Origin of the sequence: Achromobacter agilis, assembly GCF_900496965.1 — a bacterium.
GTDB classification, from domain to species: Bacteria; Pseudomonadota; Gammaproteobacteria; order Burkholderiales; family Burkholderiaceae_B; genus Achromobacter; species Achromobacter agilis.
Genome location: NZ_UFQB01000006.1, coordinates 242,989 through 266,466, shown reverse-complemented (window position 1 = coordinate 266,466; position 23,478 = coordinate 242,989). Strand labels below are relative to the sequence as shown.

At 66.8% G+C, this 23,478-nt stretch carries 21 protein-coding genes; 12 read left to right on the top strand and 9 right to left on the bottom strand.

Going from position 1 to position 23,478, the window contains the following annotated elements; genetic code table 11:
• Positions 1-94 precede the first annotated feature (94 nt).
• The 4 genes from tilS to cysS form a co-directional block, all read right to left on the bottom strand.
• Positions 95-1,108 (bottom strand): tRNA lysidine(34) synthetase TilS, encoded by a 1,014-nt coding sequence (tilS, locus tag AGI3411_RS10270; RefSeq protein WP_244240311.1) that lies wholly within the window; start codon positions 1,106-1,108, stop codon positions 95-97.
• Positions 1,109-1,259: 151 nt separating this feature from the next.
• A complete protein-coding gene (locus AGI3411_RS10265) occupies positions 1,260-2,225 on the bottom strand; it encodes an acetyl-CoA carboxylase carboxyltransferase subunit alpha (protein WP_129527257.1) in 966 nt (321 codons plus the stop codon).
• A gap of 36 nt (positions 2,226-2,261) precedes the next feature.
• On the bottom strand, positions 2,262-2,906 hold the full coding sequence (locus AGI3411_RS10260; protein WP_129527256.1) for a DNA-3-methyladenine glycosylase family protein: 645 nt from the start codon (positions 2,904-2,906) through the stop codon (positions 2,262-2,264).
• 20 nt (positions 2,907-2,926) lie between these two features.
• Positions 2,927-4,381, bottom strand: coding sequence for a cysteine--tRNA ligase (cysS, locus tag AGI3411_RS10255; protein WP_129527255.1), 1,455 nt, complete (start codon positions 4,379-4,381; stop codon positions 2,927-2,929).
• A 308-nt stretch (positions 4,382-4,689) separates the two neighbouring features.
• Between cysS and AGI3411_RS10250 the strand changes: the two genes are divergently transcribed.
• The 3 genes from AGI3411_RS10250 (at position 4,690) to AGI3411_RS10240 (ending at position 6,780) form a co-directional block, all read left to right on the top strand.
• Positions 4,690-5,373: a tetratricopeptide repeat protein gene (locus tag AGI3411_RS10250; RefSeq protein ID WP_129527254.1), complete on the top strand. Its 684-nt coding sequence runs from the start codon at positions 4,690-4,692 to the stop codon at positions 5,371-5,373.
• 134 nt (positions 5,374-5,507) lie between these two features.
• Positions 5,508-6,017, top strand: a complete 510-nt coding sequence (locus AGI3411_RS10245; protein ID WP_042794482.1) for a peptidylprolyl isomerase — start codon at positions 5,508-5,510, stop codon at positions 6,015-6,017.
• The gene (locus tag AGI3411_RS10240) at positions 6,010-6,780 is read left to right on the top strand and encodes a UDP-2,3-diacylglucosamine diphosphatase (protein ID WP_129527253.1); all 771 of its coding nucleotides are present in this window, start codon (positions 6,010-6,012) and stop codon (positions 6,778-6,780) included. The genes AGI3411_RS10245 and AGI3411_RS10240 overlap by 8 nt, the downstream gene beginning before the upstream one ends.
• A 60-nt stretch (positions 6,781-6,840) precedes the next feature.
• Here the strand turns inward: AGI3411_RS10240 and AGI3411_RS10235 are convergent, their stop codons facing one another.
• From AGI3411_RS10235 to azu, 3 genes are all read right to left on the bottom strand, one after another.
• Positions 6,841-7,704, bottom strand: a complete 864-nt coding sequence (locus AGI3411_RS10235; protein ID WP_129527252.1) for an undecaprenyl-diphosphate phosphatase — start codon at positions 7,702-7,704, stop codon at positions 6,841-6,843.
• A gap of 18 nt (positions 7,705-7,722) precedes the next feature.
• Positions 7,723-9,306: a TerC family protein gene (locus AGI3411_RS10230; protein WP_129527251.1), complete on the bottom strand. Its 1,584-nt coding sequence runs from the start codon at positions 9,304-9,306 to the stop codon at positions 7,723-7,725.
• A 190-nt stretch (positions 9,307-9,496) separates the two neighbouring features.
• Entirely contained in the window at positions 9,497-9,946 is a 450-nt protein-coding gene (azu, locus tag AGI3411_RS10225; protein WP_129527250.1) for an azurin, read from the bottom strand.
• Between the two features lie 279 nt (positions 9,947-10,225).
• On the opposite strand from azu, the gene AGI3411_RS10220 reads away from it, so the two are divergent.
• From AGI3411_RS10220 to AGI3411_RS10190, 7 genes are all read left to right on the top strand, one after another.
• Complete coding sequence (locus tag AGI3411_RS10220; RefSeq protein WP_244240309.1) at positions 10,226-12,463, top strand: NosR/NirI family protein; 2,238 nt, start codon at positions 10,226-10,228, stop codon at positions 12,461-12,463.
• A 132-nt stretch (positions 12,464-12,595) separates the two neighbouring features.
• Positions 12,596-14,512 carry a TAT-dependent nitrous-oxide reductase gene (gene nosZ / locus AGI3411_RS10215; RefSeq protein ID WP_129527249.1) on the top strand — a complete coding sequence of 639 codons (1,917 nt, stop codon included), beginning with the start codon at positions 12,596-12,598 and terminating at the stop codon, positions 14,510-14,512.
• Positions 14,513-14,517: 5 nt separating this feature from the next.
• Positions 14,518-15,816 (top strand): nitrous oxide reductase family maturation protein NosD, encoded by a 1,299-nt coding sequence (locus tag AGI3411_RS10210; RefSeq protein ID WP_129527248.1) that lies wholly within the window; start codon positions 14,518-14,520, stop codon positions 15,814-15,816.
• Positions 15,813-16,712: an ABC transporter ATP-binding protein gene (locus AGI3411_RS10205; RefSeq protein ID WP_129527247.1), complete on the top strand. Its 900-nt coding sequence runs from the start codon at positions 15,813-15,815 to the stop codon at positions 16,710-16,712. Before AGI3411_RS10210 ends, AGI3411_RS10205 begins: the two co-directional genes overlap by 4 nt.
• Positions 16,709-17,539, top strand: coding sequence for an ABC transporter permease (locus tag AGI3411_RS10200; RefSeq protein WP_129527246.1), 831 nt, complete (start codon positions 16,709-16,711; stop codon positions 17,537-17,539). Before AGI3411_RS10205 ends, AGI3411_RS10200 begins: the two co-directional genes overlap by 4 nt.
• A complete protein-coding gene (locus tag AGI3411_RS10195) occupies positions 17,536-18,039 on the top strand; it encodes a nitrous oxide reductase accessory protein NosL (RefSeq protein WP_129527245.1) in 504 nt (167 codons plus the stop codon). Before AGI3411_RS10200 ends, AGI3411_RS10195 begins: the two co-directional genes overlap by 4 nt.
• Positions 18,040-18,082: 43 nt before the next feature.
• Positions 18,083-19,081, top strand: coding sequence for an FAD:protein FMN transferase (locus AGI3411_RS10190; RefSeq protein ID WP_129527244.1), 999 nt, complete (start codon positions 18,083-18,085; stop codon positions 19,079-19,081).
• Between the two features lie 68 nt (positions 19,082-19,149).
• Here the strand turns inward: AGI3411_RS10190 and AGI3411_RS10185 are convergent, their stop codons facing one another.
• On the bottom strand, positions 19,150-19,935 hold the full coding sequence (locus tag AGI3411_RS10185) for an inositol monophosphatase family protein (protein ID WP_129527243.1): 786 nt from the start codon (positions 19,933-19,935) through the stop codon (positions 19,150-19,152).
• 131 nt (positions 19,936-20,066) lie between these two features.
• Between AGI3411_RS10185 and AGI3411_RS10180 the strand changes: the two genes are divergently transcribed.
• Positions 20,067-20,834 carry an RNA methyltransferase gene (locus tag AGI3411_RS10180; protein ID WP_129527242.1) on the top strand — a complete coding sequence of 256 codons (768 nt, stop codon included), beginning with the start codon at positions 20,067-20,069 and terminating at the stop codon, positions 20,832-20,834.
• Positions 20,835-21,528: 694 nt separating this feature from the next.
• Here AGI3411_RS10180 and AGI3411_RS10175 read toward each other — a convergent pair.
• Positions 21,529-22,518, bottom strand: coding sequence for a Bug family tripartite tricarboxylate transporter substrate binding protein (locus tag AGI3411_RS10175; RefSeq protein WP_129527241.1), 990 nt, complete (start codon positions 22,516-22,518; stop codon positions 21,529-21,531).
• 160 nt (positions 22,519-22,678) lie between these two features.
• Between AGI3411_RS10175 and AGI3411_RS10170 the strand changes: the two genes are divergently transcribed.
• The gene (locus tag AGI3411_RS10170) at positions 22,679-23,440 is read left to right on the top strand and encodes an IclR family transcriptional regulator (protein WP_129527240.1); all 762 of its coding nucleotides are present in this window, start codon (positions 22,679-22,681) and stop codon (positions 23,438-23,440) included.
• Positions 23,441-23,478: the final 38 nt, after the last annotated feature.

Below are 23,478 nucleotides of genomic sequence, written 5' to 3'. Positions count from 1 at the left end.
GGACCCGCCGCAAAAGGTTGACGGGCAAAGCCGTATATTCTAGCGCGACGGTAAAATTTTGCGCAGTTTGCGCAATTTTCCGTCCATGCAGCGGCTAATCTGGAGAATTTCCCGGCGTATGCGCCGCGGCACCGGGCTCCCGGGGCTCCACCCAGACCCTGCCCCGGTGGCAGCGGATGACGTGGCCGGCCTGCTCCACCCGCAGCTGGCGGTCATGGCCCAGGCTGTGCAAGCCGCGCAGCTGGCGCAGCAGGTCCCTCATCCGGGCGTCGGTAGGCATGCGGGCGCCGTTGCGCTCCAGCCAATGGCGCAGGACATGCGCCTGCCGCGCCTCGGACAAGCCGCGCCAAGCCCGCAGCGAGAAGCTGGCCCCGTCCGGGCTCGGCTCGAGCGCCGCGAAATCCTCGCGCGCCACCTCATCCAGTATCTCGGCCGCATCCGCCATGTGGCGCGCATGCCTGACCACGATGGCCCGCCAGCCCGGCCAACGGGCATCCAGCACCGGAGCCAGCAACTGGCGCAGGGCCGCCCGTGTGTAGCGGGGGTCGGCGTTGGTGGGGTCCTGCACCGGGCGCCAGCCGCAGGCCGCCTCGACGGCCTCCGCCGCCCGCAGGATGGCTTCGCGGCCGATGTCCAGCCAGGGCCGCACATAGGCCACGCCGTCGCGCTGCGAGACGGGCGCCATGGCCGCCATGCCCGACAGCCCGGTGCCGCGCAGCAGGCGCAGGATCACGGTTTCCGCCTGGTCGTTGCGGTGATGGGCCAGAAGCACGTGGCTCGTTCCCTGGCCCCGCGCCAGTTGCGCCAGCGCGGCGTAGCGGGCATCGCGGGCGGCCGCCTCGATGCCCTTGCCCCCCGCCAGTTCGACCTGGACGCGGGCCTCGAACACGGGTAGCGCCAGCAGGCCCGCCAGGGCGCGCACCTGCCGCCCCCACTCGTCGGCATCGGCCATCAGGCCGTGATGCACGTGGAAAAGCGCGATGCCGATGCCGAGCTCGCGCCCCACCGCGGCCGCATGCACGGCGAGCATCGCCGAATCCGCCCCGCCGCTCACCGCCACGCCCACGCGCTCGGGGCGTTCGGGCAAGGCAAGCAGCGCGCGGCGCAAAGCGCCGGCGAGATCGGGAGACAGGGGAAGCGGATGAAACGCGCCCGCCTCGGCCCGATCGGGGGCATCGGGCGCTTGGCGGGCGGTCATGATGGGATGGCGCGTGGCGCGTGGCCGATGCGCCGGCACGGTGCCGGCGCCTGGGGCCGCTTCAGGCGCGCACTTCCTGGAAGGCGCCGTAGGACAGCAGGCGCTGGACGCGCTGCTCCACGAGCTCTTCGGGCGTCATGCCCTGGAGCTGGCGCAGGGCGTCGCCCAGCGCGCGGCGCAGCAGGCGGGCCATGACGCGGGGATCGCGGTGGGCGCCGCCCACCGGCTCGTTGACCACGCGGTCCACCAGGCCCAGGTCCTTCAGGCGGGGAGCGATAATGGCCAGGGCTTCGGCGGCCTCCGGGGCCTTTTCGGCGCTGCGCCACAGAATGGACGCGCAGCCTTCCGGCGAAATCACGGCGTAGGTCGCGTATTGCAGCATCAGCACGGCGTTGCCCACGGCGATGGCCAGAGCGCCACCCGAGCCGCCTTCGCCGATGATCGTGCAGATCACGGGCACTTTCAGCTCGGCCATGGCATAGAGGTTGTGGCCGATGGCTTCGGACTGGCCGCGCTCTTCGGCGCCGATGCCAGGATAGGCGCCCGGGGTATCGACGAAGGTGAACACGGGAATGCCGAACTTCTCGGCCAGGCGCATCAGGCGCAGAGCCTTGCGGTAGCCCTCCGGACGCGGCATGCCGAAGTTGCGGGCGGCGCGCTCCTTGGTGTCGCGGCCTTTCTGGTGGCCGATGACCATGCAGGGCGTGCCGTTAAAGCGCGCCAGGCCGCCGATGATGGACTGGTCGTCGGCGTACATGCGGTCGCCGTGCAGTTCATGGAAGTCGGTGAACATTTCGCGCACGTAATCCAGCGTGTAGGGACGCTGGGGATGGCGGGCGACCAGGGCCGTCTGCCAGGGCGTGAGCTTGGCGTAGATTTCCTTGGCCAAGGTCTGGCTCTTCTGCTGCAGACGTCCGATCTCGTCGGAGATGTCCACCGCCGAATCGGCCTGCACGTAGCGCAGCTGCTCGATCTTGTTTTCAAGCTCGGCGAGCGGTTGTTCGAATTCCAGAAATGTATTGCGCATGTAGTGTGGTTCCGTAGATGGGCTGCCTGGCGTGCGTCAGTATTGGACCGGGGTCGGTTCCAGACTGCGCCACAGATACCAGGTCGCCACGGTACGCCAGGGTTGCCACGCCAACGAGACTTCGCGAGCCTCGAAGCGAGAGACAGGCTCGCCGCTGAAATAGTGTAGCGAGATTGCCTTGAGCAACCCAGGATCATCCAGCGGCAGAACGTCAGGCCGCTGCAGATTGAAAATCAAAAACATCTCCGCCGTCCAGCGTCCGATGCCGCGGATGGCAACCAGCTCGGAAATAACGGCTTCGTCGTCCATGGCCGCCCATTTCTCCGGGTGCACCCGGCGTTCGCCGAAATGCACGGCCAGGTCGAGCACATACTCGGCCTTGCGCTGGGACAGGCCGGCGGCGCGCATGCCTTCGAGGCCGACGCGCAGCACGGCAACGGGCGTGGGGCGCTTGCCCACGGCGTCGATGAACTTGGTCCAGACGGCATCGGCCGCCTTGGGAGACACCTGTTGCCCGATGATCGCCCGCGCCAGCGTCACGAACGGCGTGCCGCGGGAAGTCAGCCAGACCTCCGGGTGCTGGGGGATGATCTTCTTCAGGATGCGGTCGCGCCGCATCAGGTGGGCTACGGCGGCTTCCCAATATTCAGGCTTGGGAATGTCGAGATCGGCGGTGGACATGGCGGGCGTATCCTGGCGGCTCAAGCGCGACGCCATTGCGTCAGGCCGCCCGGCTTGTCGTCCAGCTCGATGCCGGCCTCGCGCAGTTCCGCGCGGATGCGGTCCGCCTCGGCGAAATTGCGGGAGGCCTTGGCCGCCGCGCGCGCGTCGATCAGGGACTGGATGGCCTCGGCGTCCAGCGCGCGGCGCTCGCCGTGCTCCATCGCGGCCGCCGAATAGCGGGTGGGCGACTGGAAATAGACCGCCGGATCCTGCTGCAGCAGGCCCAGCAGGGCCGCCAGCGCCTTCATCTGGCCGGCGCTGCGCGCGCTTTTGCCGCGATTGGCCTCGGAGGCCAGTTCGAACAAGGCTGCCACCGCGCCCGAGCTGTTGAAGTCGTCGTCCATGGCCGCCTTGAAGGCCTGGGCCTGGGGCTCGTTCCAGTCGATGCCCTGATCGTCGGCGGGCACGTTCTGCAGTGCCTGGTACAGGCGGTCCAGCGCGTTCTGCGCGTCGATCAGGTTGTCCGGTGTGTAGTTCTGCGGGCTGCGGTAGTGGTTGCGCACGATGAAGAAGCGCACCATTTCCGCTTCGCGCGGGTTGACGCGATAGGTAGCCTGGTCGGCCGAGGGATCTTCCAGCGCAACGGTCTGGCGGATGGTGCGGAAGTTGCCCAGCGACTTGGACATCTTGTCCGAGTCGACCATGAGCGGGCCGCAGTGCATCCAGATGTTGGCCAGCGCGCCGCCGAAGGCGCCTTCGGTCTGGGCGATTTCGTTTTCGTGGTGCGGGAACTTCAAATCCGGACCGCCGCCGTGGATGTCCAGCGGCAGCCCCAGCAGGGCCTTGCTCATGGCCGAGCACTCGATGTGCCAGCCCGGACGGCCCAGGCCATAGGGCGATTCCCACTTGGTGTCGGCCGGCTCGTCGGCCTTGGCGGACTTCCAGAGGACGAAATCCAGCGGATCGCGCTTGGCCGACCCCACGGCCACGCGCTCGCCGGCGCGCAGGTCGTCCAGCGTCTTGCCGGAGAGCTTGCCGTAGCCTGCGAAGCCGCGGACGGCGTAGTTCACGTCCCCGTCCTCGGCCTGGTAGGCCAGGCCGTTCTGCTCCAGCTTGCCGATGATGTCCAGCATCTCGCCCACGTACTGGGTGGCGCGGGGCTCGCGGTCTGGCGTCTCGACGCCCAGCGCGCGCTCGTCGGCGTGCATGGCGTCGATGTAGAACTCGGTGACCTCGCCGATGCGGCGGCCGGTCTCGACGGCGCGGCGGATGATCTTGTCGTCGATGTCGGTGATGTTGCGCACGTAATCGACCGCGAGGCCGCTGGCGCGCAGCCAGCGCTGCACCACGTCGAACGACACCAGCATGCGGGCATGGCCCAGATGGCAGAAATCGTAGACGGTCATGCCGCACACGTACATGCGCACCTGGCCAGCCTGGGCCGGCTTGAACGGTTCTTTGGTACGCGATAACGTGTTGTAGATTTGCAGCATGGCGCTCTGTTCGGCTTTGTCTAAATGTTCCGTGGCGGTTGCGGAAAGTTGCCGTCGAAGGAAAATACCCTCGACGCGTGCCGCCGGGTCGGATCGGATCCTGCATCCGGATCCCGCATCACACCCTGCATCACCCCCAGCCCCGGGATCATCTTTCCGGGACCGCATTTCCGGCGATACTTGCCGGACCTCTTGCCCAATGTCGAGCCAAAACCCAACCAGGGCTAAAATGGTGGTCGTCAAGTATAGCAAGCGGCCCGGTCGCGCGCGTAAGCGATGACCCGCCACGACTTTTAACGGATGACCACGTGACTATCAAGCCGCGCTTTCGCGTCGCCCTGCTCGCTCTGACCCTGGCGAGCGCGCCGGTTGGAGCCCCTCTTGCCCAGTCCATGGCCGGCGGCGCAGGTGAAAACCCCAACGCCAGCCGCACCACCCTGGATCCCATCCCGCCCGAAGGCGGCTGGGAGGGGCTGGCCAACCTGCTGGAAGCCATCAAGCCCGGCGTCGATACGCGCCTGATCCCCTCGCCTTCGCAGGTCACCACGCACATCGAGCGCCTGCTGAACCGCGGCGACAACGAAGAAGCGCTCGCGCTGATCGAAAAGCGCCAGGCCGAGATCAAGGACCAGCGGGGCACCGACGTGCAGCTGATGTTCCAGCACGCGCGCGCGCTGGCGGCCCTGCACCGCACGAACGAGGCCATCGACGTCTACACCGAAATGACCACCCGGTTCCCGGAGCTTCCGGAACCTTGGAACAATTTGGCTGCCCTATATGCGGGCCGCGGCGAACTCGAAAGAGCGGAGGATGCCCTGCAAATGGCCCTGCGCGCCGATCCGGGCTACGCCGCCGCGCGCGCCAACCTGGGCGACCTGCAACTCCTGCAGGCCCTGCGCACCTACAAGAAGGCCGCCGCCGACGGCGTGCCCGGCATGAAGGACAAGGCCCGCGAAGTCGAAACCATGTTGAAGGATAAACAAGGCAAATGATGTCCCGATTTTCTCCTCTCCACCTGCTGCGCCTGACGGCGTGCTCGTTCGCGCTGGCCGCATTCGCGCCGGCGCTCGTCAGCGCCGCCCCGGCGGCCTCCTCCTCCACCTCTACCTCTGAAGGCACAAAAGCCATGAGCACCAACCCCCGCGTTAAGCTTCAAACGAACCAAGGCGACATGGTCATCACCCTGGATGCCGCCAAGGCTCCCAAGACCGTCGAAAACTTCCTGACCTACGTCAAGGAAGGTTTCTACAACGGCACGGTGTTCCATCGCGTGATCGATGGCTTCATGATCCAGGGCGGCGGCTTCGAACCCGGCATGAAGCAGAAGCAGACCCACGCCCCCATCGAAAACGAAGCCAACAACGGTCTGAAGAACGACAAGTACACCCTGGCCATGGCCCGCACCAGCGATCCCCACTCGGCCACGGCGCAATTCTTCATCAACGTGTCCAACAACGACTTCCTGAACTTCACGGCCCCCACTCCCAATGGCTGGGGCTATGCCGTGTTCGGCACCGTGACCGAAGGCACGGACGTCGTCGACAAGATCAAGGGCGTGAAGACCGGCAACAAGGGCTTCCACCAGAACGTCCCGAACGAAGACGTCATCATCGAGAAGGCCGAAGTTCTTGAATAAGATCAGCCTGTCCGGCCCTATCTGGCTGGCGTCCGACCTGCACCTGGGGCCGGCCACGCCGGCCACCTCGGAGGCCTTTCTGGCCTTTCTGCAGGCGGCGCAGGAAGAAGCTGCCGCCCTGCTGCTGCCGGGCGACATCTTCGATGCCTGGATCGGCGACGACGTGATCCGCGCCGCGCCGCCGTGGCTTGCCACGGCGCTGACGGCGCTCCGGGGCACCGCCGCGCGCATTCCCGTGTGGCTCGGCCGCGGCAACCGCGACTTCCTCATCGGCGAGGAACTCGCCACGGCGCTGGGCGCCCGGCTGCTGCCCGAGCCCGCGCTGCTGGAAACGGATTTCGGTCCGGTCCTGCTCACGCACGGCGACGAATTCTGTACGGACGACGCCGCGTACCAGCAATTCCGCCAGATGGTCCGCAATCCTCAATGGCAGGCCGAATTCCTGGCCAAGACCATTCCGGAGCGGCTGGCAATGGCGCAACAGGCCCGCGGCGAAAGCCAGGCGGCCAACCAGGCCAAATCCATGGAAATCATGGACGTCAACGCCGCGGCCATCGAAGGCATCTTCCGCGATACGGGCGTGCGCGTGCTGGTGCACGGCCATACGCACCGCCCCGCCCGCCACGTGCTGGACGTCGACGGCAGGAAGTGCGAACGCTGGGTACTGCCCGACTGGGACTGCGACCACGTCACGCCGCCGCGCGGCGGCTGGCTGGTCATCGACCGCGACGGTCTGCAGTTCTACGACCTGGAAGCATCGTAATGAAAAGGGCCTCGCAACATCAGCGAGGCCCTTTTTACTTGGGATCGGCTGCGGCTGCCGTCAGCGGGTGAAGATCCAGGCCGCGACCACGGCGCCGAAGACGATCCGGTACCACGCGAACACGCGGTAGGTGTGGTTGGCGACGAAGCGCAGCACGGCGCGCACCACCACCATGGCGCTCAGGAAGGCGGCGATGAAGCCGACCGCGATGCCCGCCAGGTCGTTCTGGGTGAGCAGGTCCATGTTCTTGTACATGTCATAGACCGCGGCGCCCAGCATCGTCGGCATGGCCAGGAAGAACGAAAACTCGGTTGCCGTCTTGCGCTGGATGCCTGCGATCATGCCGCCGATGATGGTCGCCCCCGAACGCGAAGTGCCCGGAATCATGGCCAGGCATTGCGCCACGCCCACGCCTAGCGCCTGCTTCCAGGAAATCTGCTCGAGCGTGCGGGCCGTGGCGCGCTCGTCGGAGGCCGTGTCGTCGGCCGCGCCCGGCTGGTCGCCCGGCGTATGGTGCGTCTTGCGCTCCACGTACAGCATGATCAGGCCGCCCAGCACCAGGGTTACCACCACCACGCCGGGATGGTAGAAGATGGTTTTGATCGACTTGATGAAAATCGCCCCGATGACGGCCGCCGGCAGGAAGGCGATGATCAGGTTGCGGGTGAAGGCCACCTCGCTGGGCACGCCGGTCAGCGTGCCGCGGACCAGCCGCAGCAGGCGCGCCCGGAAGACCCACATCACGGCCAGGATCGACCCCAGCTGGATCACCACCTCGAAGACCTTGCCCTGGCTGGACTGGAAGTTGATCCAGTCGCCCACCAGGATGAGGTGGCCGGTGCTGGATACGGGGATGAATTCCGTCAGGCCCTCGATGACGCCCAGGACGAAAGCTTTGATCAGGTATAGCGCGTTTTCGGTCACGATGCGTAGTCGGTCCAGTTAGTCGTTGGCAAGGGAGGCGTCGTCGGCATGCAGTTCTTGGGGCCGCTTTTCGACGCGCACCAGGGCGATCCGGCGGCCGTCCATTTCCAGGACCTCGAAGCGGAAATGGTCGTGATGGATTTCATATTCGCAGACATCGCCGGGTTTGGGCAGGTGCCCGAAGCGCGACAGCAGGTAGCCCGCCAGGGTGGAAAAGTCCTGGGCGTCGTCGACCAGGCCTTCGGTATCGAGCACCTGCTCGACGTGGTGCAGGTCGGCCGCACCGTCGATCTTCCAGGTATTGTCGCCATCCGCGACGATGTCGGGCAGTTCGTCTTCATCGGGGAATTCGCCCGCGATCGCCTCGAACACGTCGATGGGCGTCACCAGCCCCTCGATCGCCCCGAACTCGTCGGCCACCAGCACGAGCTGGCCGCGCGAGCGCTTGAGCGTGTCCATCAGACGCAGGATGCCAATGGATTCGTGCACGATGATCGGGTCGCGCAGGCGGTTGCGGCGCACCCGGCCCTCGGTGATCAGGTCGGCCACCAGGTCCTTGGCGCGGCCGATGCCCAGGACTTCGTCCAGCGAGCCGCGGCAGACCGGGAAGAAGCTGTGCGGCGCCTCGGTCAGCTGGCTGCGGATGATTTCCGGGTCGTCGTCGATATTGATCCAGGACACGTCCGTGCGGGGCGTCATGATCGAGCGGATCGAGCGCTCGGCCAGCGTCAGCACGCCGCTGACCATATTGCGCTCCTCGACCCCGAACGCCGGAATGGCGGGGCCGTCGGCGCTGGGCAGGTCGGGCTCGTCGGCCGGCGGCCGCTTGCCCAGCATGCGCAGCACGGCCGAGGCAGTGCGCTCACGCATGGGGCGGCGCGCGTCCAGCTTGAGCAGATTGCGGCGCGCCACCTGGTTGAGGGCCTCGATGGCCACCGAGAAGCCGATCGCCGCGTACAGGTAGCCCTTGGGCACCTTGAAGCCGAACGCCTCCGCCAGCAGCGAGAAGCCGATCATCAGCAGGAAGCCCAGGCACAGCACCACCACCGTCGGGTGGGCGTTGACGAAGCGCGTCAGCGGCTTGGACGCCAGCAGCATGATGCCGATCGCGATGACGACGGCGATCATCATGATGGCCAGGTGGTCCACCATGCCGACAGCCGTAATGACCGAATCCAGCGAGAACACCGCGTCCAGCACCACGATCTGCGTCACGATCACCCAGAAGCTGGCGTACACGCGCGGCCCCGAGGAGCCCCCGTGCTGGCTGCCTTCGAGGCGCTCATGCAGTTCCATGGTGCCCTTGAACAGCAGGAACAGGCCGCCGATCATCAGGATCAGGTCGCGCCCGGAGAATGACAGCGGGCCGATGGAAAACAGGGGGGCGGTCAGCGTGACCAGCCATGACATGACCGACAACAGGCCCAGACGCATGATGAGCGCCAGGCTCAGGCCCATGATGCGCGCGCGGTCGCGTTGCGCAGGGGGCAGCTTGTCCGCCAGGATGGCGATGAAAATAAGGTTATCGATTCCCAGGACGATCTCAAGGACGACCAGGGTAAGCAAGCCGACCCACGCTGTGGGGTCCAGCAGCCACTCCATCAGGAGCTCCAGAAGTTACACGACCGGTAATCGTACATGGAAAATCCGTGACACGCCGGTGACGCGCCCCCTCCGTACGCCTGAAACGCAGGCGGTTTAGACCATAGGAACCAGGGCATTTTTCCGCCCGCCGGGGCGGCTGAAGGCAAAAAAAACCGGCCCAGGGCCGGTATCCGCTGCTAGGGACCGATCAGTTGCTCAGCTTGAGCGTGCCCTTCATCATGGCCCAGTGGCCAGGGAACGAGCAGAAGTACGCATAGGCCTCGCCCGGGGTCAGCTTGGACACGTCGAACGTCACCGAATCCGACTCGCCGCCACCGATGACCTTGGTGTGGGCGATGACGCGGGCATCGCCTGCCTTGACATAATCCTGTGCCAGGCCGGCGTTCATGCCGTCCGTCGCCACGCCTTGTTTGTCGGCCTCTTTCGAGAGCACCCAGTTGTGGCCCATGGCGACCTTGGCCATCTTGCCGACATGCTTGAGATGCACGGTGAATTGCTTGCAGCTTTTGTCGACGACCATTTCCTTCAGGTTGTACTGCATGGCGTCGTTGCTTTCGATGGTTGCTTCGCATTGAGCGGCCAGCACGGGCAGGCTGGCTGCGGACAGAACGATGGCTAGTGTGGCTTTTGCCAGCATGGAGACTCTCCGTAATCAAGGCGGCCATTCGACTCGAGCGAGGCACATGCCTGCGTCGCTGCCGCCACGGACAAGTCTAGGACGCCGCGCAAACCGTCTTATTGACGGACATCAAGGCCGCCTCGTTCATACGCCCAAAAACCGGGAAATCCCCAAACAGCGTAGGGCTATTGACGCGGCGCCCGCGCCGAAATGACGCCCATTGACAAACCGCAATACGAAGGGCCCGGCAAGTTCGTAGGATGCCTGCAAACAATTGCAAACAAAAAGAGTTCGAGCATGCAAGGCAGCACAGCGGCGGGGCTAGGGTTCACTCGGTTCATTCAGGCGGTATTTCTTGCCTTGTTGCTATACGCGCTGAGCGCCGGTATCGCACAGGCGCAGCGTCTGCCCGATTTCCTGGGAGCCACGCCGATCGGCGAGCTCTTCCCCGGCGCCGACCGCGTCGACGCGCCCGCCGGCAAGCCGATGGCCGCGAAGGTCTATGCGGGCGGCCGCCAGCTGGGCTTCGTCTACCTCACGTCCGACGTCGTCAACACGCGCGGCTACTCCAGCAAGCCCATCGACGTGCTGGTCGCCCTGGCGAACGACGGACGCATCATGGGCGCCAAGCTCGTCGAGCACCATGAGCCCATCGTGCTCATCGGCATCCCGCAGGCCAAGGTGGACCATTTCATCAGTGGCTACGTCGGCCTCAATTTCGTCGAGTCCCCTCCCCGCCACGGGGCGCCGCCCCCGGTGGACATCATCAGCGGCGCGACCGTCACGCTGATGGTGATCGGCGACAGCATCACGCGTTCGGCCATTGCCGTCGCCCGCGCCTACGGCATCGACAAAACGGCGGCCCCCACGCAGCAGGCGGCACGGATCGCGGCCCGCGTCGTGGACGACACCAACGATACGACGCAATCCTGGCAGGCCCTGCTGGACGCCGGCGCGGTGCGCAACCTGCGCCTGATGCCCGAGGACGTCAACAAGGCGTTCCGGGAATCCGGCAGGAACGACGCCGCGGCGGGCACCGAGGCCGCCGGCGCGGATACCTTCATCGACCTCTACGCCGCGCTCGTCAGCGTGCCGGCGATCGGCCGCAGCCTGCTGGGCGATACGGAATGGCAGCGCCTGAAGGAAAGGCTCAAGCCCGGCCAGCAGGCAGTGCTGGTGGCGGGCAATGGCGCCTATTCCTTCAAGGGTTCCGGCTACGTGCGCGGCGGCATCTTCGACCGCATCGAAGTCATCCAGGACGAAAGCAGCTTCCGCTTCCGGGACCGCAACCACCAGCGCCTGGCCGACATCGCCGCGCAGGGAGCGCCGGCGTTCCGCGAGGTGGCGCTGTTCGTCGTGCCCGACGACGCCTCGCTCGACCCCGTCGCGCCCTGGCGCCTGCAGCTCATGGTGCAGCGCGTGCTCAGCGTCAACGACAAGGCGTTCGTCACCTTCGACCTGGCCTATGAATTGCCGCAGGCCTACACCCGGCCCGCGGAGGGCGCACAGCCGGCCGCCGCTTCCGCGGCCGCCCCTGCCGCAGCCCAGGCCGCCCCCGCCGACGACCCCGCGCCGGCGCTGTGGAAGCAGATCTGGCGCGGCAAGGCCGGCCAGGTCGCCGTCCTGACCGTGGCGCTGCTGGTGCTGGTGGGCATCTTCTTCTTCCAGGACCAGCTCACCAGCCGCCCGCTGCTGCACGACCGCCTGCGGCTGGCGTTCCTGGCGTTCGCGCTGTTCTGGATCGGCTGGTATGGCCAGGCCCAGCTGTCCATCGTGAACGTGCTGACCTTCTTCTCGGCGTTGCGCAGCGACTTCCGCTGGGAATACTTCCTGATGGATCCGCTGGTGTTCATCCTGTGGTGCGCCACCGCGATCTCGATGGTTTTCTGGAACCGCGGCGCGTTCTGCGGCTGGCTGTGCCCGTTCGGCGCGCTGCAGGAACTCGCCAACCGCGTCGCCAAGCGCCTGGGCGTGCGCCAGGTCAAGATCAGCCATGGCGTGAACCAGCGCCTGTCGACGCTGAAGTACGTCATCTTCCTCCTGCTCTTCGGCTTCTCGCTGTACGACCTGGCGCTGGCCGAGCAGCTCTCCGAGATCGAGCCGTTCAAGACGGCGATCATCCTGCGCTTCGTCCGCTACTGGCCGTTCGTGGTGTTCGCCCTGGCCGTGCTGGCGGCCGGCCTGTTCGTGGAGCGCTTCTTCTGCCGCTACCTCTGTCCGCTGGGCGCCGCGCTGGCCATCCCCGCCCGGCTGCGTATCTTCAATTGGCTGCGCCGCTACCGCGACTGCGGCAATCCCTGTCAGCGCTGCAACCTCGAATGCCCGGTCCAGGCCATCGACCCCACCGGCGAGATCAACCCCAACGAGTGCATCCAGTGCCTGCACTGCCAGATGCTCTACCACCATGATCAGAAGTGTCCGCACCTGATCCAGAAAAAGGCCAAGCGGGAACGGCGCCGTCCGCCGGCGGAACCCGTCGAGCAGCCGATCGTCATGCACCGCGCACCGAACCCGAACACGCAACCCGAAGCCTGACCCCCCGCCGCGGCCGCCGGGCCGCTCCAAGGCGAAACCTTTACTTGGAGCAGACCACCCGCCCGGCGGGCGCGGCGCGGGACCCGCTTTTACACCACGGCGCCAGCCGCCGTCCCTATCAAGGAGTTATCCATGTCCGACAAGAATCCCGAAAAGGCTGGCCTTACCCGCCGCAGCTTCCTCGGAACCGCAGCCATCACCGGCGCTGCTGGCCTGGTGGCGGGCGCGCAGATTTCCACCGCGCACGGCAAGGACGCGAAAGCCGGCGCCAACGGGGTCCTGGGCCACGTCGGGCCCGGCGAGCTGGACGAATACTATGCCTTCAACTCCAGCGGCCAGTCGGGCGAAGTCCGTGTGCTGGGCCTGCCGTCCATGCGCGAACTGGTCCGCATCCCGGTCTTCAACCACTGCAGCGCCACCGGCTGGGGCCGCACGAACGAAAGCCGCAAGGTGCTCACCGAAGGCCTGACGCCCGAAACCCGCGAATACCTCAAGGACAAGGGCGGCGTCTTCCTGAACGGCGACGCCCACCACCCCCACCTGTCGTTCACCGACCGCACCTACGACGGCCGCTACCTGTTCATCAACGACAAGGCCAATAACCGCGTCGCCCGCATCCGGCTCGACGTGATGAAGACGGACAAGATCACCGAGCTGCCCAACGTATCGGGCGTGCACGGCCTGCGGCCGCAGCGCTATCCGCGCACCGGCTATGTCTTCGCCAACGGCGAACATATCTCGCCGCTGCCGAATGACGGCAAGGTGCTCGACGATCCCAAGAAGAACTTCTTCGCCGTCTACACCGCGCTGGACGGCGACACGATGAAGGTTGCCTGGCAGGTGCTGGTCGACGGGAACCTGGACAATGGCGACGCCGACTACCAGGGCAAGTATTCCTTCTCCACCTGCTACAACTCGGAGAAGGGCGTCACGGTGGAGGAAATGTCGGCCAACGAGCAGGACTGGGTCGTCGTGTTCAACATCAAGCGCATCGAAGAAGCCGTCAAGAAGGGCGACTACAAGATGATGGGCGGCGTGCCGGTGATCGACGGCCGCCACGGGTCCAAGTACACCCGCTACATCCCCGTGCCGAACTCGCCGCACGGCTGCAACGCCGCGCCCGACGGCATCCACGTGGTGCTCAACGGCAAGCTGTCGCCCACCGTGACGGTGCTGGACGTGCGCACGCTGGACGACCTGTTCGACGACAAGATCAAGCCGCGCGACTGCGTGGTGGCCGAACCCCAGCTCGGCCTGGGCCCGCTGCACACGGCCTTCGACGGCCGCGGCAACGCCTACACCACGCTGTTCATCGACAGCCAGATGGTCAAGTGGAACATCGACAAGGCCAAGCGCGCGTTCAAGGGTGAAAAGGTCGACCCGATCATCCAGAAGCTGGACGTGCACTACCAGCCCGGCCACAACCACACCACGATGGGCGAAACCCGCGAAGCCGACGGCAAGTGGCTGGTGTCGCTGAACAAGTTCTCCAAGGACCGCTTCCTGAACGTGGGCCCCCTGAAGCCCGAGAACGATCAGCTCATCGACATTTCCGGCGACGAAATGAAGCTGGTGCACGACGGCCCGAGCTTCGCCGAGCCGCACGACATGTGCCTGGTCCACCGCTCCAAGGTTCATCCGCTCAGCGTCTGGAAGCGCGACGACCCCATGTGGGAAGACGCCCGCCAGATGGCCAAGAAGGACGGCGTTTCGCTCGACGATGCCGCCAAGGTGGTGCGCGAAGGCAACAAGGTGCGCGTGTACATGATGGCGGTCGCTCCGATGTTCAGCCTCAAGAAGTTCGAGGTGAACCAGGGCGACGAGGTCACCGTGGTGGTGACGAACATGGAGGTGATCGAAGACCTGACGCACGGTTTCACGCTCGAAGGCCACGGCATCGCCATGGAAATCGGGCCCCAGGCCACCTCGTCGGTCACGTTCACGGCCGATCGTCCGGGCGTGTACTGGTACTACTGCCAGTGGTTCTGCCACGCGTTGCACATGGAAATGTCCGGCCAGATGATCGTTCACCCCAAGAAGACCGCGTAGCCTCCATGATGTTCATCGCAATGCTGACGAGCGGCGGTGGGAGGGCCGCCCGCGCCGCGCTGGCAGCCCTCGCCCTGGCGCTGCCCGGCGCCGCGGGGGCGGCCGTGCACGCGCTCGCCCCGGGTTCCGACCTGGCGCAGGCGGTCGCGGCCGCCCAGGCCGGGGACGTGCTCAAGCTGGCCCCGGGCACCTATGCCGGCGGCATCGTCATCGACAAGCCGCTGACCCTGGAAGGGCCGGAAGACCGCTCGGCGGTCATTGCCGGCACGCGCCAGGGGCGCACCCTCTGGATCAAGGCGGAGGACGTATCCCTGCGCCACCTGACCGTCACCCGCTCGGGCTTGAGCCTGTCCGACATGGACGCGGGCATCTTCCTGGACCGCACGGCGCACCGCGCGCGGGTGGAAGCCAATGACATCCTGGACAACCTGGTAGGCGTCCACGTCTGGGGGCCCTCGGATGCCATGGTGCGCGGCAACCGCATCGTAGGCAACAAGGAACTCAGGGTGGCGGAACGGGGCAACGGCGTCACGCTCTGGAACACCCCGGGCACGCGGGTCCTCGACAACGACATCTCGGCAGGCCGCGACGGCATCTTCGTCAACACCAGCAAGCAGAACACGTTCAGCGGCAACCGCTTCCACGACCTGCGCTATGCCGTGCACTACATGTACACCAACGACAGCGAGATCAGCGGCAATGTCTCGACCGGCACGGACGTGGCCTACGCCATCATGTATTCGCACCGGCTGATCGTGCGGGACAACGTGGCGCTGGACAGCCGCGAGCAAGGCCTGATGCTGAACTACGCCAACCATTCCCGCATCACGAACAACTCGGTGGACCGCGCCGCGAAATGCGTGTTCATCTACAACGCCAACCGGAACGTGTTCCAGGACAACCAGTTTTCCAACTGCGACATCGGTGTGCATTTCACCGCCGGTTCGGAGGGTAACCTGATCTCCGGCAACGCATTCATCAACAACCGCAACCAAGTGAAGTACGTCAGCACCCGGACGCTGGACTGGTCCGTCAACGGCCGCGGCAACTACTGGAGCGACAACACCGCCTTCGACCTGGACGGCGACGGCATCGCCGATACAGCCTACCGGCCCAACGACGTGGTCGACCAGCTGTTGTGGCGCGCGCCCGCGGCGCGGATCCTGCTCAACAGCCCCGCGATCACCGTCGTGCGCTGGGCGCAGTCGCAGTTTCCCGCCATCCTGCCCGGCGGCGTCATCGACAGCGCCCCGCTCATGCAGCCCCCGCAACGGGCCGCCGACCGCTCCAAGGAGTCCCCATGAATACCGACCTTGTGACGCTGTCCGGCGTCAGCAAGCACTATGGCGCGCACCATGCCATCGATGGCCTGGAGCTGCAGCTGCGCGAAGGAGAGTGCGTCGCGCTGGCCGGCCACAACGGCGCCGGCAAGAGCACGCTGATCAAGCTCATCCTGGGTCTGATCCGCCCCACGCGCGGCCGCGTCGCGCTGTTCGGGCATGACGCGCACAGCCCCGCCGCGGCGCGCCTGCGCAACCGGATCGGCTACCTGCCCGAAACCGTCGCGCTGCACCCGTCCATGACCGGCGAGGAAACGCTGGCGTTCTACGCCCGGCTCAAGCGCCAGCCGCTGTCGGGCAATGCCGCGCTGCTCGAGAAGGTGGGTATCTCCGGCGCGGCGCGGCGGCGCGTAGGCGGCTACTCCAAGGGCATGCGCCAGCGCCTGGCGCTGGCCCAGGCATTGCTAGGCCAGCCCCGTGTCCTGCTGTTCGACGAACCCACCACGGGGCTCGACCCCGCCTCGCGCCTGATGTTCTACGACGTCGTGCACGAACTGCGCGCGGGCGGCGCCACCATCCTGCTGAGCACGCACGCCCTGTCCGAGCTGGCCGGCCATGCCGACCGCATCGTGGTGATGAAGGCCGGCAGGAAGATCGCGGACGGCGCCATGTCGGCGCTGCGGCGCTCGACCGGCCTGCCGATCCGCATCCGCCTGACCCTCGCGGAGGCGGACGCCCAGCCGCCCGGCGCCTGGCGCCGCATCGAGGCGGGCCGGTACGAACTGGCCTGCCAGGAACACGACAAGATCGAGGCGATCCGGAGCATCGGCGCCATATCGTCCGACATCCACGACCTGGACATCCAGGTGCCGGGCCTGGACGACATCTATGCACATCTGCTTGAACGGGAAGACGTATGAACGCGGTAGGCACCATCATCGGCAAGGAAATCCGCGACGGGCTGCGCAACCGCTGGGTCCTGGCGACCGCCCTGCTGCTGGGCGCGCTGGCGCTTGCCCTGGGCCTGCTGGGCAGTTCGCCGACCGGCACGGTCAAGGCCGAACCGCTGACCGTCACCGTGGTCAGCCTGTCCAGCCTGTCGATCTTCCTGGTTCCGCTCATCGCCATGCTGCTCGCGTATGACGCCGTGGTCGGCGAGGTCGACCGCGGCACGATGGCGCTGCTGCTCAGCTACCCCGTGTCGCGCTGGCAGGTGCTGGTGGGCAAGTTCATCGGGCACCTGGCCATCCTGGCGCTGGCCACGGGCGCCGGCTACGGTTCGGCCGGACTGGCGCTGCAATGGGCCTACGGCGACCTGGACGCCAGCGCCTGGCAACCCTTCGCCCTGCTGATCGGCGCCAGCGTGCTGCTGGGCGCCAGTTTTCTCGCCATGGGCTACCTGATCAGCACGCTGGTGCGCGAGCGCGCCACGGCCGCCGGCATCGCCCTCGGCGTCTGGCTGTTCTTCGTCGTGATCTACGACATGGCGCTGCTGGGCGTCCTGGCGGCGGACCAGGGACGCCACGTCAGCCCGGGCCTGCTCAACACGCTGCTGCTGCTCAACCCCTCCGACGTCTACCGCCTGCTGAACCTAACGGGCTTCGAGAACATTTCGCTGTACGCCGGCATGGCGGGAGTGAGCGACCAGGCCAGCCTGCCGCTGGCCGCGCTGATCACCGCCCTGCTGCTGTGGATCGCGGTTCCTTTCCTGCTGGCGACGGCGGCTTTCCGGAACAAACAGCTATGAGACGCCTGCGGCTTGCCCTTGCCCTCGCCACCGTGCTGCTCGCCGCCGCTTGCGGCAGCGGCTCGGGTCCCGAGGCCCCTCCGCCACCGCCCCAGGCCGTGACCGCGGAATCCGTCGGCCACTACTGCGGCATGACCCTGAACGAGCACAACGGCCCCAAGGGCCAGCTCTTTCTCACGGGACGCGCGGCGCCCGTCTGGTTCTCGTCGATCAAGCAGGTCTTCGCCTACACCCTGCTGCCCGAAGAGCCCAAAACCATCAGCGCCATCTACGTCAACGACATGTCCACGGCTGGCCCGGACGGCGCGCCGGATCCGGCCGCCTGGATCGACGCGCGCCAGGCCGTCTACGTCATCGAAGGCAGGTTCATCGGCGGCATGGGCGCCGAGGACGCCATGCCGTTCTCGCAACGCGCCGATGCCGAGTCCTTCGCCCAGACCCACGGCGGCCGGGTCGTCAGTTTCGCCGACGTGCCGGAGGCCTATGTCTTCGCCCAATAGCCCGGCGCCGCGCGGCTCCCGCCACTTTTTCAGGCCTATCGCCATGAACCCTACCCGCCGCCGCTTCATCGGCATCGCCGCCGCCGCTTCCGCGCTGGCGCTCGCCCCCTTTCCCGCGCGCCGCGCAGCGGCGTCGATCGCGCCGACCACGTGGCAGGGCGTCGCCCTGGGCGCCGACGCGGAGTTGCGTCTGTACCACCCGGACCCGCAGGAAGCGCAGCGCCTGATCGCGCAATCGCTGCAGGAGCTACGCCGCCTGGAGAGCATCTTCAGCCTGTACCGCGACGACAGCGCCCTCTCGGTCCTGAACCGCCAGGGATTCCTCGACAACCCTCCGGCCGACCTGCTGCGGCTGCTCAGCGTCAGCCAGCGGTATGGCAGGCTGACGGGCGGCGCCTTCGATCCAACCGTGCAGCCCCTGTGGAAGCTGTATGCCGCCCATTTCGCGCAGCCGGGCGCGGATCCCGACGGCCCGCCGGCGGCCGCCGTCGCACAGGCGCTGACGCGGGTGTCGTACGAAGACATAGCGCTGGATAGCGGCCGCATCGTATTACGCCGGCCGGGAATGGGCATCACGCTCAACGGCATCGCGCAGGGCTACATCACGGACCGGGTCACCGAACTGCTCAAGCAGGGCGGGCTGGAACGGGCCCTGGTGGATATGGGCGAAATACAGGGCATGGACAGCCGGAGCGCGCCAGCCGACTGGCAGGTCGGGCTGGCCGATCCGCAGGACCCCGCCCGCCTGCTCGCCACCGCGCGCATCCGCAACCAGGCCCTGGCCACGTCCGGCGGCTATGGCACGGCCATCGATGCCGGCGGCCGATTCACCCATCTTTTCGATCCGCGCACCGGACGCGCGCGGCCGCTATACCGCAGCGTATCCGTGATGGCGCCCAACGCCACCATGGCCGACGCCCTGTCCACGGCCTTCTCCTACATGCCGCTGGAGGCCGCCGACGTCGTCATCCGCGAACACGGATTGCGTGCCTGGTTCGCGCTGCCGGACGGCGGACTGGCCGTGCGCGACGCCGCGTCCTGAGCGCCGGCCACGCAAAAAAACGCCCTCGGTCACCCGAGGGCGCTTTTTTTAGGCGGAAGCGCCCGGCCTCATGCCGCCGACGGCGGATTCAGGGCGGCCAGCATCTGCGTGAAGATCTTCGGGCTGGCGGCCAGCACGTTGCCGGTATCCATCCAGCCCTGCTCGCCGTCGAAATCGGCAACCAGCCCGCCGGCTTCCAGCACCATCAGGCTGCCCGCCGCCAGGTCCCAGGGCTTCAGGCCGACGCCGCAGAAGCCGTCCAGGCGGCCGCAGGCGACATAGGCCAGGTCCAGCACCGTGGCGCCCAGGCGGCGCACGCCCGTGCTGCCTTCGGCCATCTGGCGAAAACGTGCGGAGCCCTGTTCCAGGTCGCCGGAATTCGGCCAGTGGGCGCCCAGCAGCGCGTCGTGGTAGCGGGTGCGGCCCGAGACGCGCACGCGGCGGTCGTTCAGGAACGTGCCGCTGCCACGGCTTGCCGTGAACAGTTCGTTGCGCGACGGGTCATAGATGACCGCCTGCGTGACCTGGCCGCGCTGCGTCAGCGCGATGGACACGGCGTAGTTGGGCAGGCCATGGATGAAGTTGGTGGTGCCGTCCAGGGGATCGATGATCCACTGGAATTCGGCCTGGTCGGGGCCCTGCAGGCCGAATTCTTCGCCCAGGACGGCATGGTCCGGGTAAGCGGCGCGCAGCGTCTCGACAATGGACTCCTCGGCGGCGCGGTCGACTTCCGTGACATAATCCCGCGGCCCCTTGCGAGCCACGCTGAGTCGTTCCAAATCCATGCTGGCACGGTTGATAATGGTGCCGGCACGCCGGGCCGCCTTGATGGCGATGTTGAGCATCGGGTGCATAAAATTCCGTACGAATGCGATGAGTTGGCTTGATGATAGGCCGCTTGCCGCGCCCCGGGGCCGCCCTTGCCCCAACCGGGGAAATCGACCCAAAAAACCAGGAAGGCACTAAGCCAAACGTGCCATTTTAAATGACTCAAGCATTTTCACGTGTTCGGTTCATCATGGTGAACCCCAGCCACCCCGGAAACGTCGGTTCGGCGGCCCGCGCGATCAAGACGATGGGCTTTTCCGAACTGGTGCTGGTGGAGCCCAAATTTCCGGATGTAACCAGCCAGCCGGAGGCCGTGGCGCTCGCCAGCGGCGCGCTGGACGTGCTGGAAGGCGCGCGGGTCTATGGGTCGCTCGAAGAAGCGCTGGGCCCCGTGACGCTGGCTTTCGCCCTGACCGCCCGGGTACGCGACCTGGGCCCGCCGCCCTGCGACATCCGGCAGGCGGCCGAACTTGCGCGCGGCCACCTGGCGGACACCGCCGAAGGCGTCGCCGCCATCGTGCTGGGCACCGAACGCGCCGGGCTCACCAATGCCCAGATCGCCTTGTGCCACCGCATCTGCCATATTCCCGCCAATCCGGAGTACAGCTCGCTGAACGTGGCCCAGGCCCTGCAGCTGGCCGCCTGGGAGCTGCGCTACGCGCTGCTGGTGGCCCAAGGCGCCCCCCTCCTGCCCGCCTCGACCGCGCAAGAACCGGCGCGCGGCGCGGCCCCGGCCTCCAGCGAGGCGGTGCAGGCCTTTCTGGCCCACTGGGAAGAGGCACTCATCGGCGTCCAGTTCCTGGATCCGGCCCACCCCAAAAAGCTCATGCCCCGCATGCGCCATCTGTACTCCCGGCTGAGCCTGAGCCGCGACGAGGTCGACATGATGCGCGGCGTCTGCACCGCGATGCTGAAGAAAAAATGAGGGCCCCCGCGCTGCGGGGTCGCCCAGCCCCCAAGAGAAGCCGTCCGCAAGTGTCCGACACCCCACCCGCCAGTGTCTGACACCCGCACGAAATGCTCGCTCAGACCGCGCCTGCTGCCCCCGGGTGTCAGACACCCTGACGCACCAGCCTCAGCTTGAAAGCGTTTCTCGTAAGGGTGTCAGACACTGACGGACCGCAGCCACAATGCCCGTGTGTCCGACACCCCACCCGCCAGTGTCTGACACCCGTACGAGATGCTCGCTCAGACCGCGCCTGTGCCCCCGGGTGTCTGACACCCTGACGCACCAGCTTCAGCTTGAAAGCGTGTCTCGCAAGGGTGTCAGACACTGACGGACCGCGGCCGCAATGCCCGGGGGGTCTGACAACACCCCACCCGCCAGTGTCTGACACCCGTACGAGATGCTCGCTCAGACCGCGCCTGCTGCCCCCGGGTGTCTGACACCCTGACGCACCAGCTTCAGCGTGAAAGCGTTTCTCGTAAGGGTGTCAGACACTGACGGACCGCGGCCGCAATGCGGACGAACATCCTCTGCCGCAAGACGCCGCGTAAACCCCAATAGGCCGCCCCCGCTTCGATCCAGCCCGGCAAACGTGGCGCAAAAAAATAGGGACAGGCATCAGCCCGTCCCCACGCATCGGTCTCCGGGCGGCATGCCGCCCGGGACGCGAAGATCAGTCTACTGTGGCGCCGGAGGCCTTGACCACCGGAGCCCAGCCTTCCACTTCCGACTTGATGAACTGGCCGAACTCGGCCGGCGTCGTCTTCACGCCCACCGCGCCCAGGCTCTCGAAGCTCTTCTGCACTTCGGGCTTGTCCAGCGCCTTGACCATGGCTGCGTTCAGCTTGTTCACGACCTCGGGCGGCGTGCCGGCCGGGGCGATCAGGCCGAACCACGACGACACGTCGAAGTTGGCGAAGCCCGATTCCTTCATCGTGGGCAGGTCCGGAGCGCTCTTGGAACGTTCCGCCGTCGTCACCGCGAGGGCGCGCAGCTTGCCCGACTGCACGTGCGGCCAGGACGAAGGCATGTTGTCGAACATGAACTGAACCTGGCCGCCGATCAGGTCGGTCACGGCCGGGGCGCTGCCCTTGTACGGAACGTGCAGCACGTCGATGCCGGTCTGCATCTTGAAGAGCTCGCCCGCCATGTGGATGGAGGTGCCGCTGCCCGAGGACGCGAACGCCAGCTTGCCGGGGTTCTTCTTAGCGTATTCCACCAGTTCCTGCACCGACTTCACCGGCACCTGGGGATTCACCACCAGGATGTTCGGCACCTTGGCGCCCAGCGCGACCGGCGTGAAATCCTTGGTCAGGTCGAAGTTGATGTTCTTGTACAGCGTCTGGTTGATGGCGCTGGTCACGGCCACGAACAGCAGCGTGTAGCCGTCCGGCGCGGCGCGCTGCACCTGGTCGGTGGCAATGTTGCTGCCGGCGCCGGGCTTGTTCTCGACCACGAACGACTGGCCGAGGCTCTCGGTCAGTTCCTTGGCCATAATGCGAGCGATCACGTCGGTGGTGCCACCGGCAGAAAAGCCGACCACGATGCGTACGGGTTTGTCGGGATAGGCGGCGTGGGCGGAGCCCATCGCGAATGCGCTTGCGGCGGTAGCCAGAAGAGTGGCGGCGAAACGCCGCAGTCCAGGCTTGTGACCTGTAGTCATAGTGTCTCCGTGCAGGTACTGTCCATGAAATGGACGATTCGAATTATTGGATGACGCATTCTGAGCTATACACGGGCGGCACATCAAGGTAGAGTCCACGGTACGGACAATGGTTTTCCCTTGACCGTTCCGGAATAACCCCTAGTTTTCAGAGATTTGCATGCAAGACAGCGATGCCGCGGCCGCAGGCCCACGCACATTGCGGCGTGGACTGGCCGTCCTGGCCGCCCTGCGGGACCAGGGTCCCGATGGCCTCAGCGTGACCGATATCGCGCGCCTGACGGGCATACAGCGCCCCACCATCTACCGTCTGCTGGCCGCCCTGCTGGATGCCGGCCTGGTCCTGCCCGTGGCCGGCACCAAGAAATACCGTGCCCAGCTGGCGGTGGACCCAGACACGCGTTCGCGCGACCCGCGCGTGCGCCAGTTGCTGCCCGTGCTGCGCCGCCTGGCCGACCGCACGGGCGACGCCGTGTTCCTGGTGGTGCGCGACGATGACGATTCGATCAGCCTGCATCGCGAGATCGGCAGTTACCCCGTGCAGATCCTGGCCACTTACGCGGGCAAGCGTCAGCCGCTGGGGGTGGGGTCCGGCGGCATGGCCCTGCTGGCCGCGCTGCCCGACGACGTCGCGCGCGGCATCGTCGAGCGCAATTCCGGCCGCCTGGACGAATACGGCGGCATGACGCCGCAGGAAATGTACCGGCTCATCGACAACACCCGCGCGCGCGGCTATTCCGTCGTCGGCAACCATGCGGTGCGCGGCGCCCTGGGCGTGGGCTGCGCGCTGCTGGACGTCCAGGGCGCCCCGCAGCTCGCGGTCAGCGTCACCGCCATCATCGACCGCATGCCGGCCCAGCGCCAGCGCGAGATCGCCGGCTGGATCAAGGCCGAACTGGCGCGCCTGGCGATACAGGCCTGACCCCTTACCCGCTGGCGCGGCGCCCCTCTCGGGGACGG

Excerpts from the sequence above, each read along its gene's own strand:
- AGI3411_RS10205 (WP_129527247.1), top strand. The coding sequence starts at position 15,813 with ATGAATACCGACCTTGTGACGCTGTCCGGCGTCAGCAAGCACTATGGC.
- AGI3411_RS10220 (WP_244240309.1), top strand. The coding sequence starts at position 10,226 with ATGCAAGGCAGCACAGCGGCGGGGCTAGGGTTCACTCGGTTCATTCAG.
- AGI3411_RS10230 (WP_129527251.1), bottom strand. The coding sequence starts at position 9,306 with ATGGAGTGGCTGCTGGACCCCACAGCGTGGGTCGGCTTGCTTACCCTG.
- AGI3411_RS10185 (WP_129527243.1), bottom strand. The coding sequence starts at position 19,935 with ATGCACCCGATGCTCAACATCGCCATCAAGGCGGCCCGGCGTGCCGGC.
- AGI3411_RS10210 (WP_129527248.1), top strand. The coding sequence starts at position 14,518 with ATGATGTTCATCGCAATGCTGACGAGCGGCGGTGGGAGGGCCGCCCGC.
- AGI3411_RS10260 (WP_129527256.1), bottom strand. The coding sequence starts at position 2,906 with ATGTCCACCGCCGATCTCGACATTCCCAAGCCTGAATATTGGGAAGCC.
- AGI3411_RS10175 (WP_129527241.1), bottom strand. The coding sequence starts at position 22,518 with ATGACTACAGGTCACAAGCCTGGACTGCGGCGTTTCGCCGCCACTCTT.
- AGI3411_RS10180 (WP_129527242.1), top strand. The coding sequence starts at position 20,067 with ATGACTCAAGCATTTTCACGTGTTCGGTTCATCATGGTGAACCCCAGC.
- AGI3411_RS10265 (WP_129527257.1), bottom strand. The coding sequence starts at position 2,225 with ATGCGCAATACATTTCTGGAATTCGAACAACCGCTCGCCGAGCTTGAA.
- cysS (WP_129527255.1), bottom strand. The coding sequence starts at position 4,381 with ATGCTGCAAATCTACAACACGTTATCGCGTACCAAAGAACCGTTCAAG.
- azu (WP_129527250.1), bottom strand. The coding sequence starts at position 9,946 with ATGCTGGCAAAAGCCACACTAGCCATCGTTCTGTCCGCAGCCAGCCTG.
- AGI3411_RS10190 (WP_129527244.1), top strand. The coding sequence starts at position 18,083 with ATGAACCCTACCCGCCGCCGCTTCATCGGCATCGCCGCCGCCGCTTCC.
- AGI3411_RS10170 (WP_129527240.1), top strand. The coding sequence starts at position 22,679 with ATGCAAGACAGCGATGCCGCGGCCGCAGGCCCACGCACATTGCGGCGT.
- AGI3411_RS10200 (WP_129527246.1), top strand. The coding sequence starts at position 16,709 with ATGAACGCGGTAGGCACCATCATCGGCAAGGAAATCCGCGACGGGCTG.
- AGI3411_RS10195 (WP_129527245.1), top strand. The coding sequence starts at position 17,536 with ATGAGACGCCTGCGGCTTGCCCTTGCCCTCGCCACCGTGCTGCTCGCC.
- nosZ (WP_129527249.1), top strand. The coding sequence starts at position 12,596 with ATGTCCGACAAGAATCCCGAAAAGGCTGGCCTTACCCGCCGCAGCTTC.
- AGI3411_RS10245 (WP_042794482.1), top strand. The coding sequence starts at position 5,508 with ATGAGCACCAACCCCCGCGTTAAGCTTCAAACGAACCAAGGCGACATG.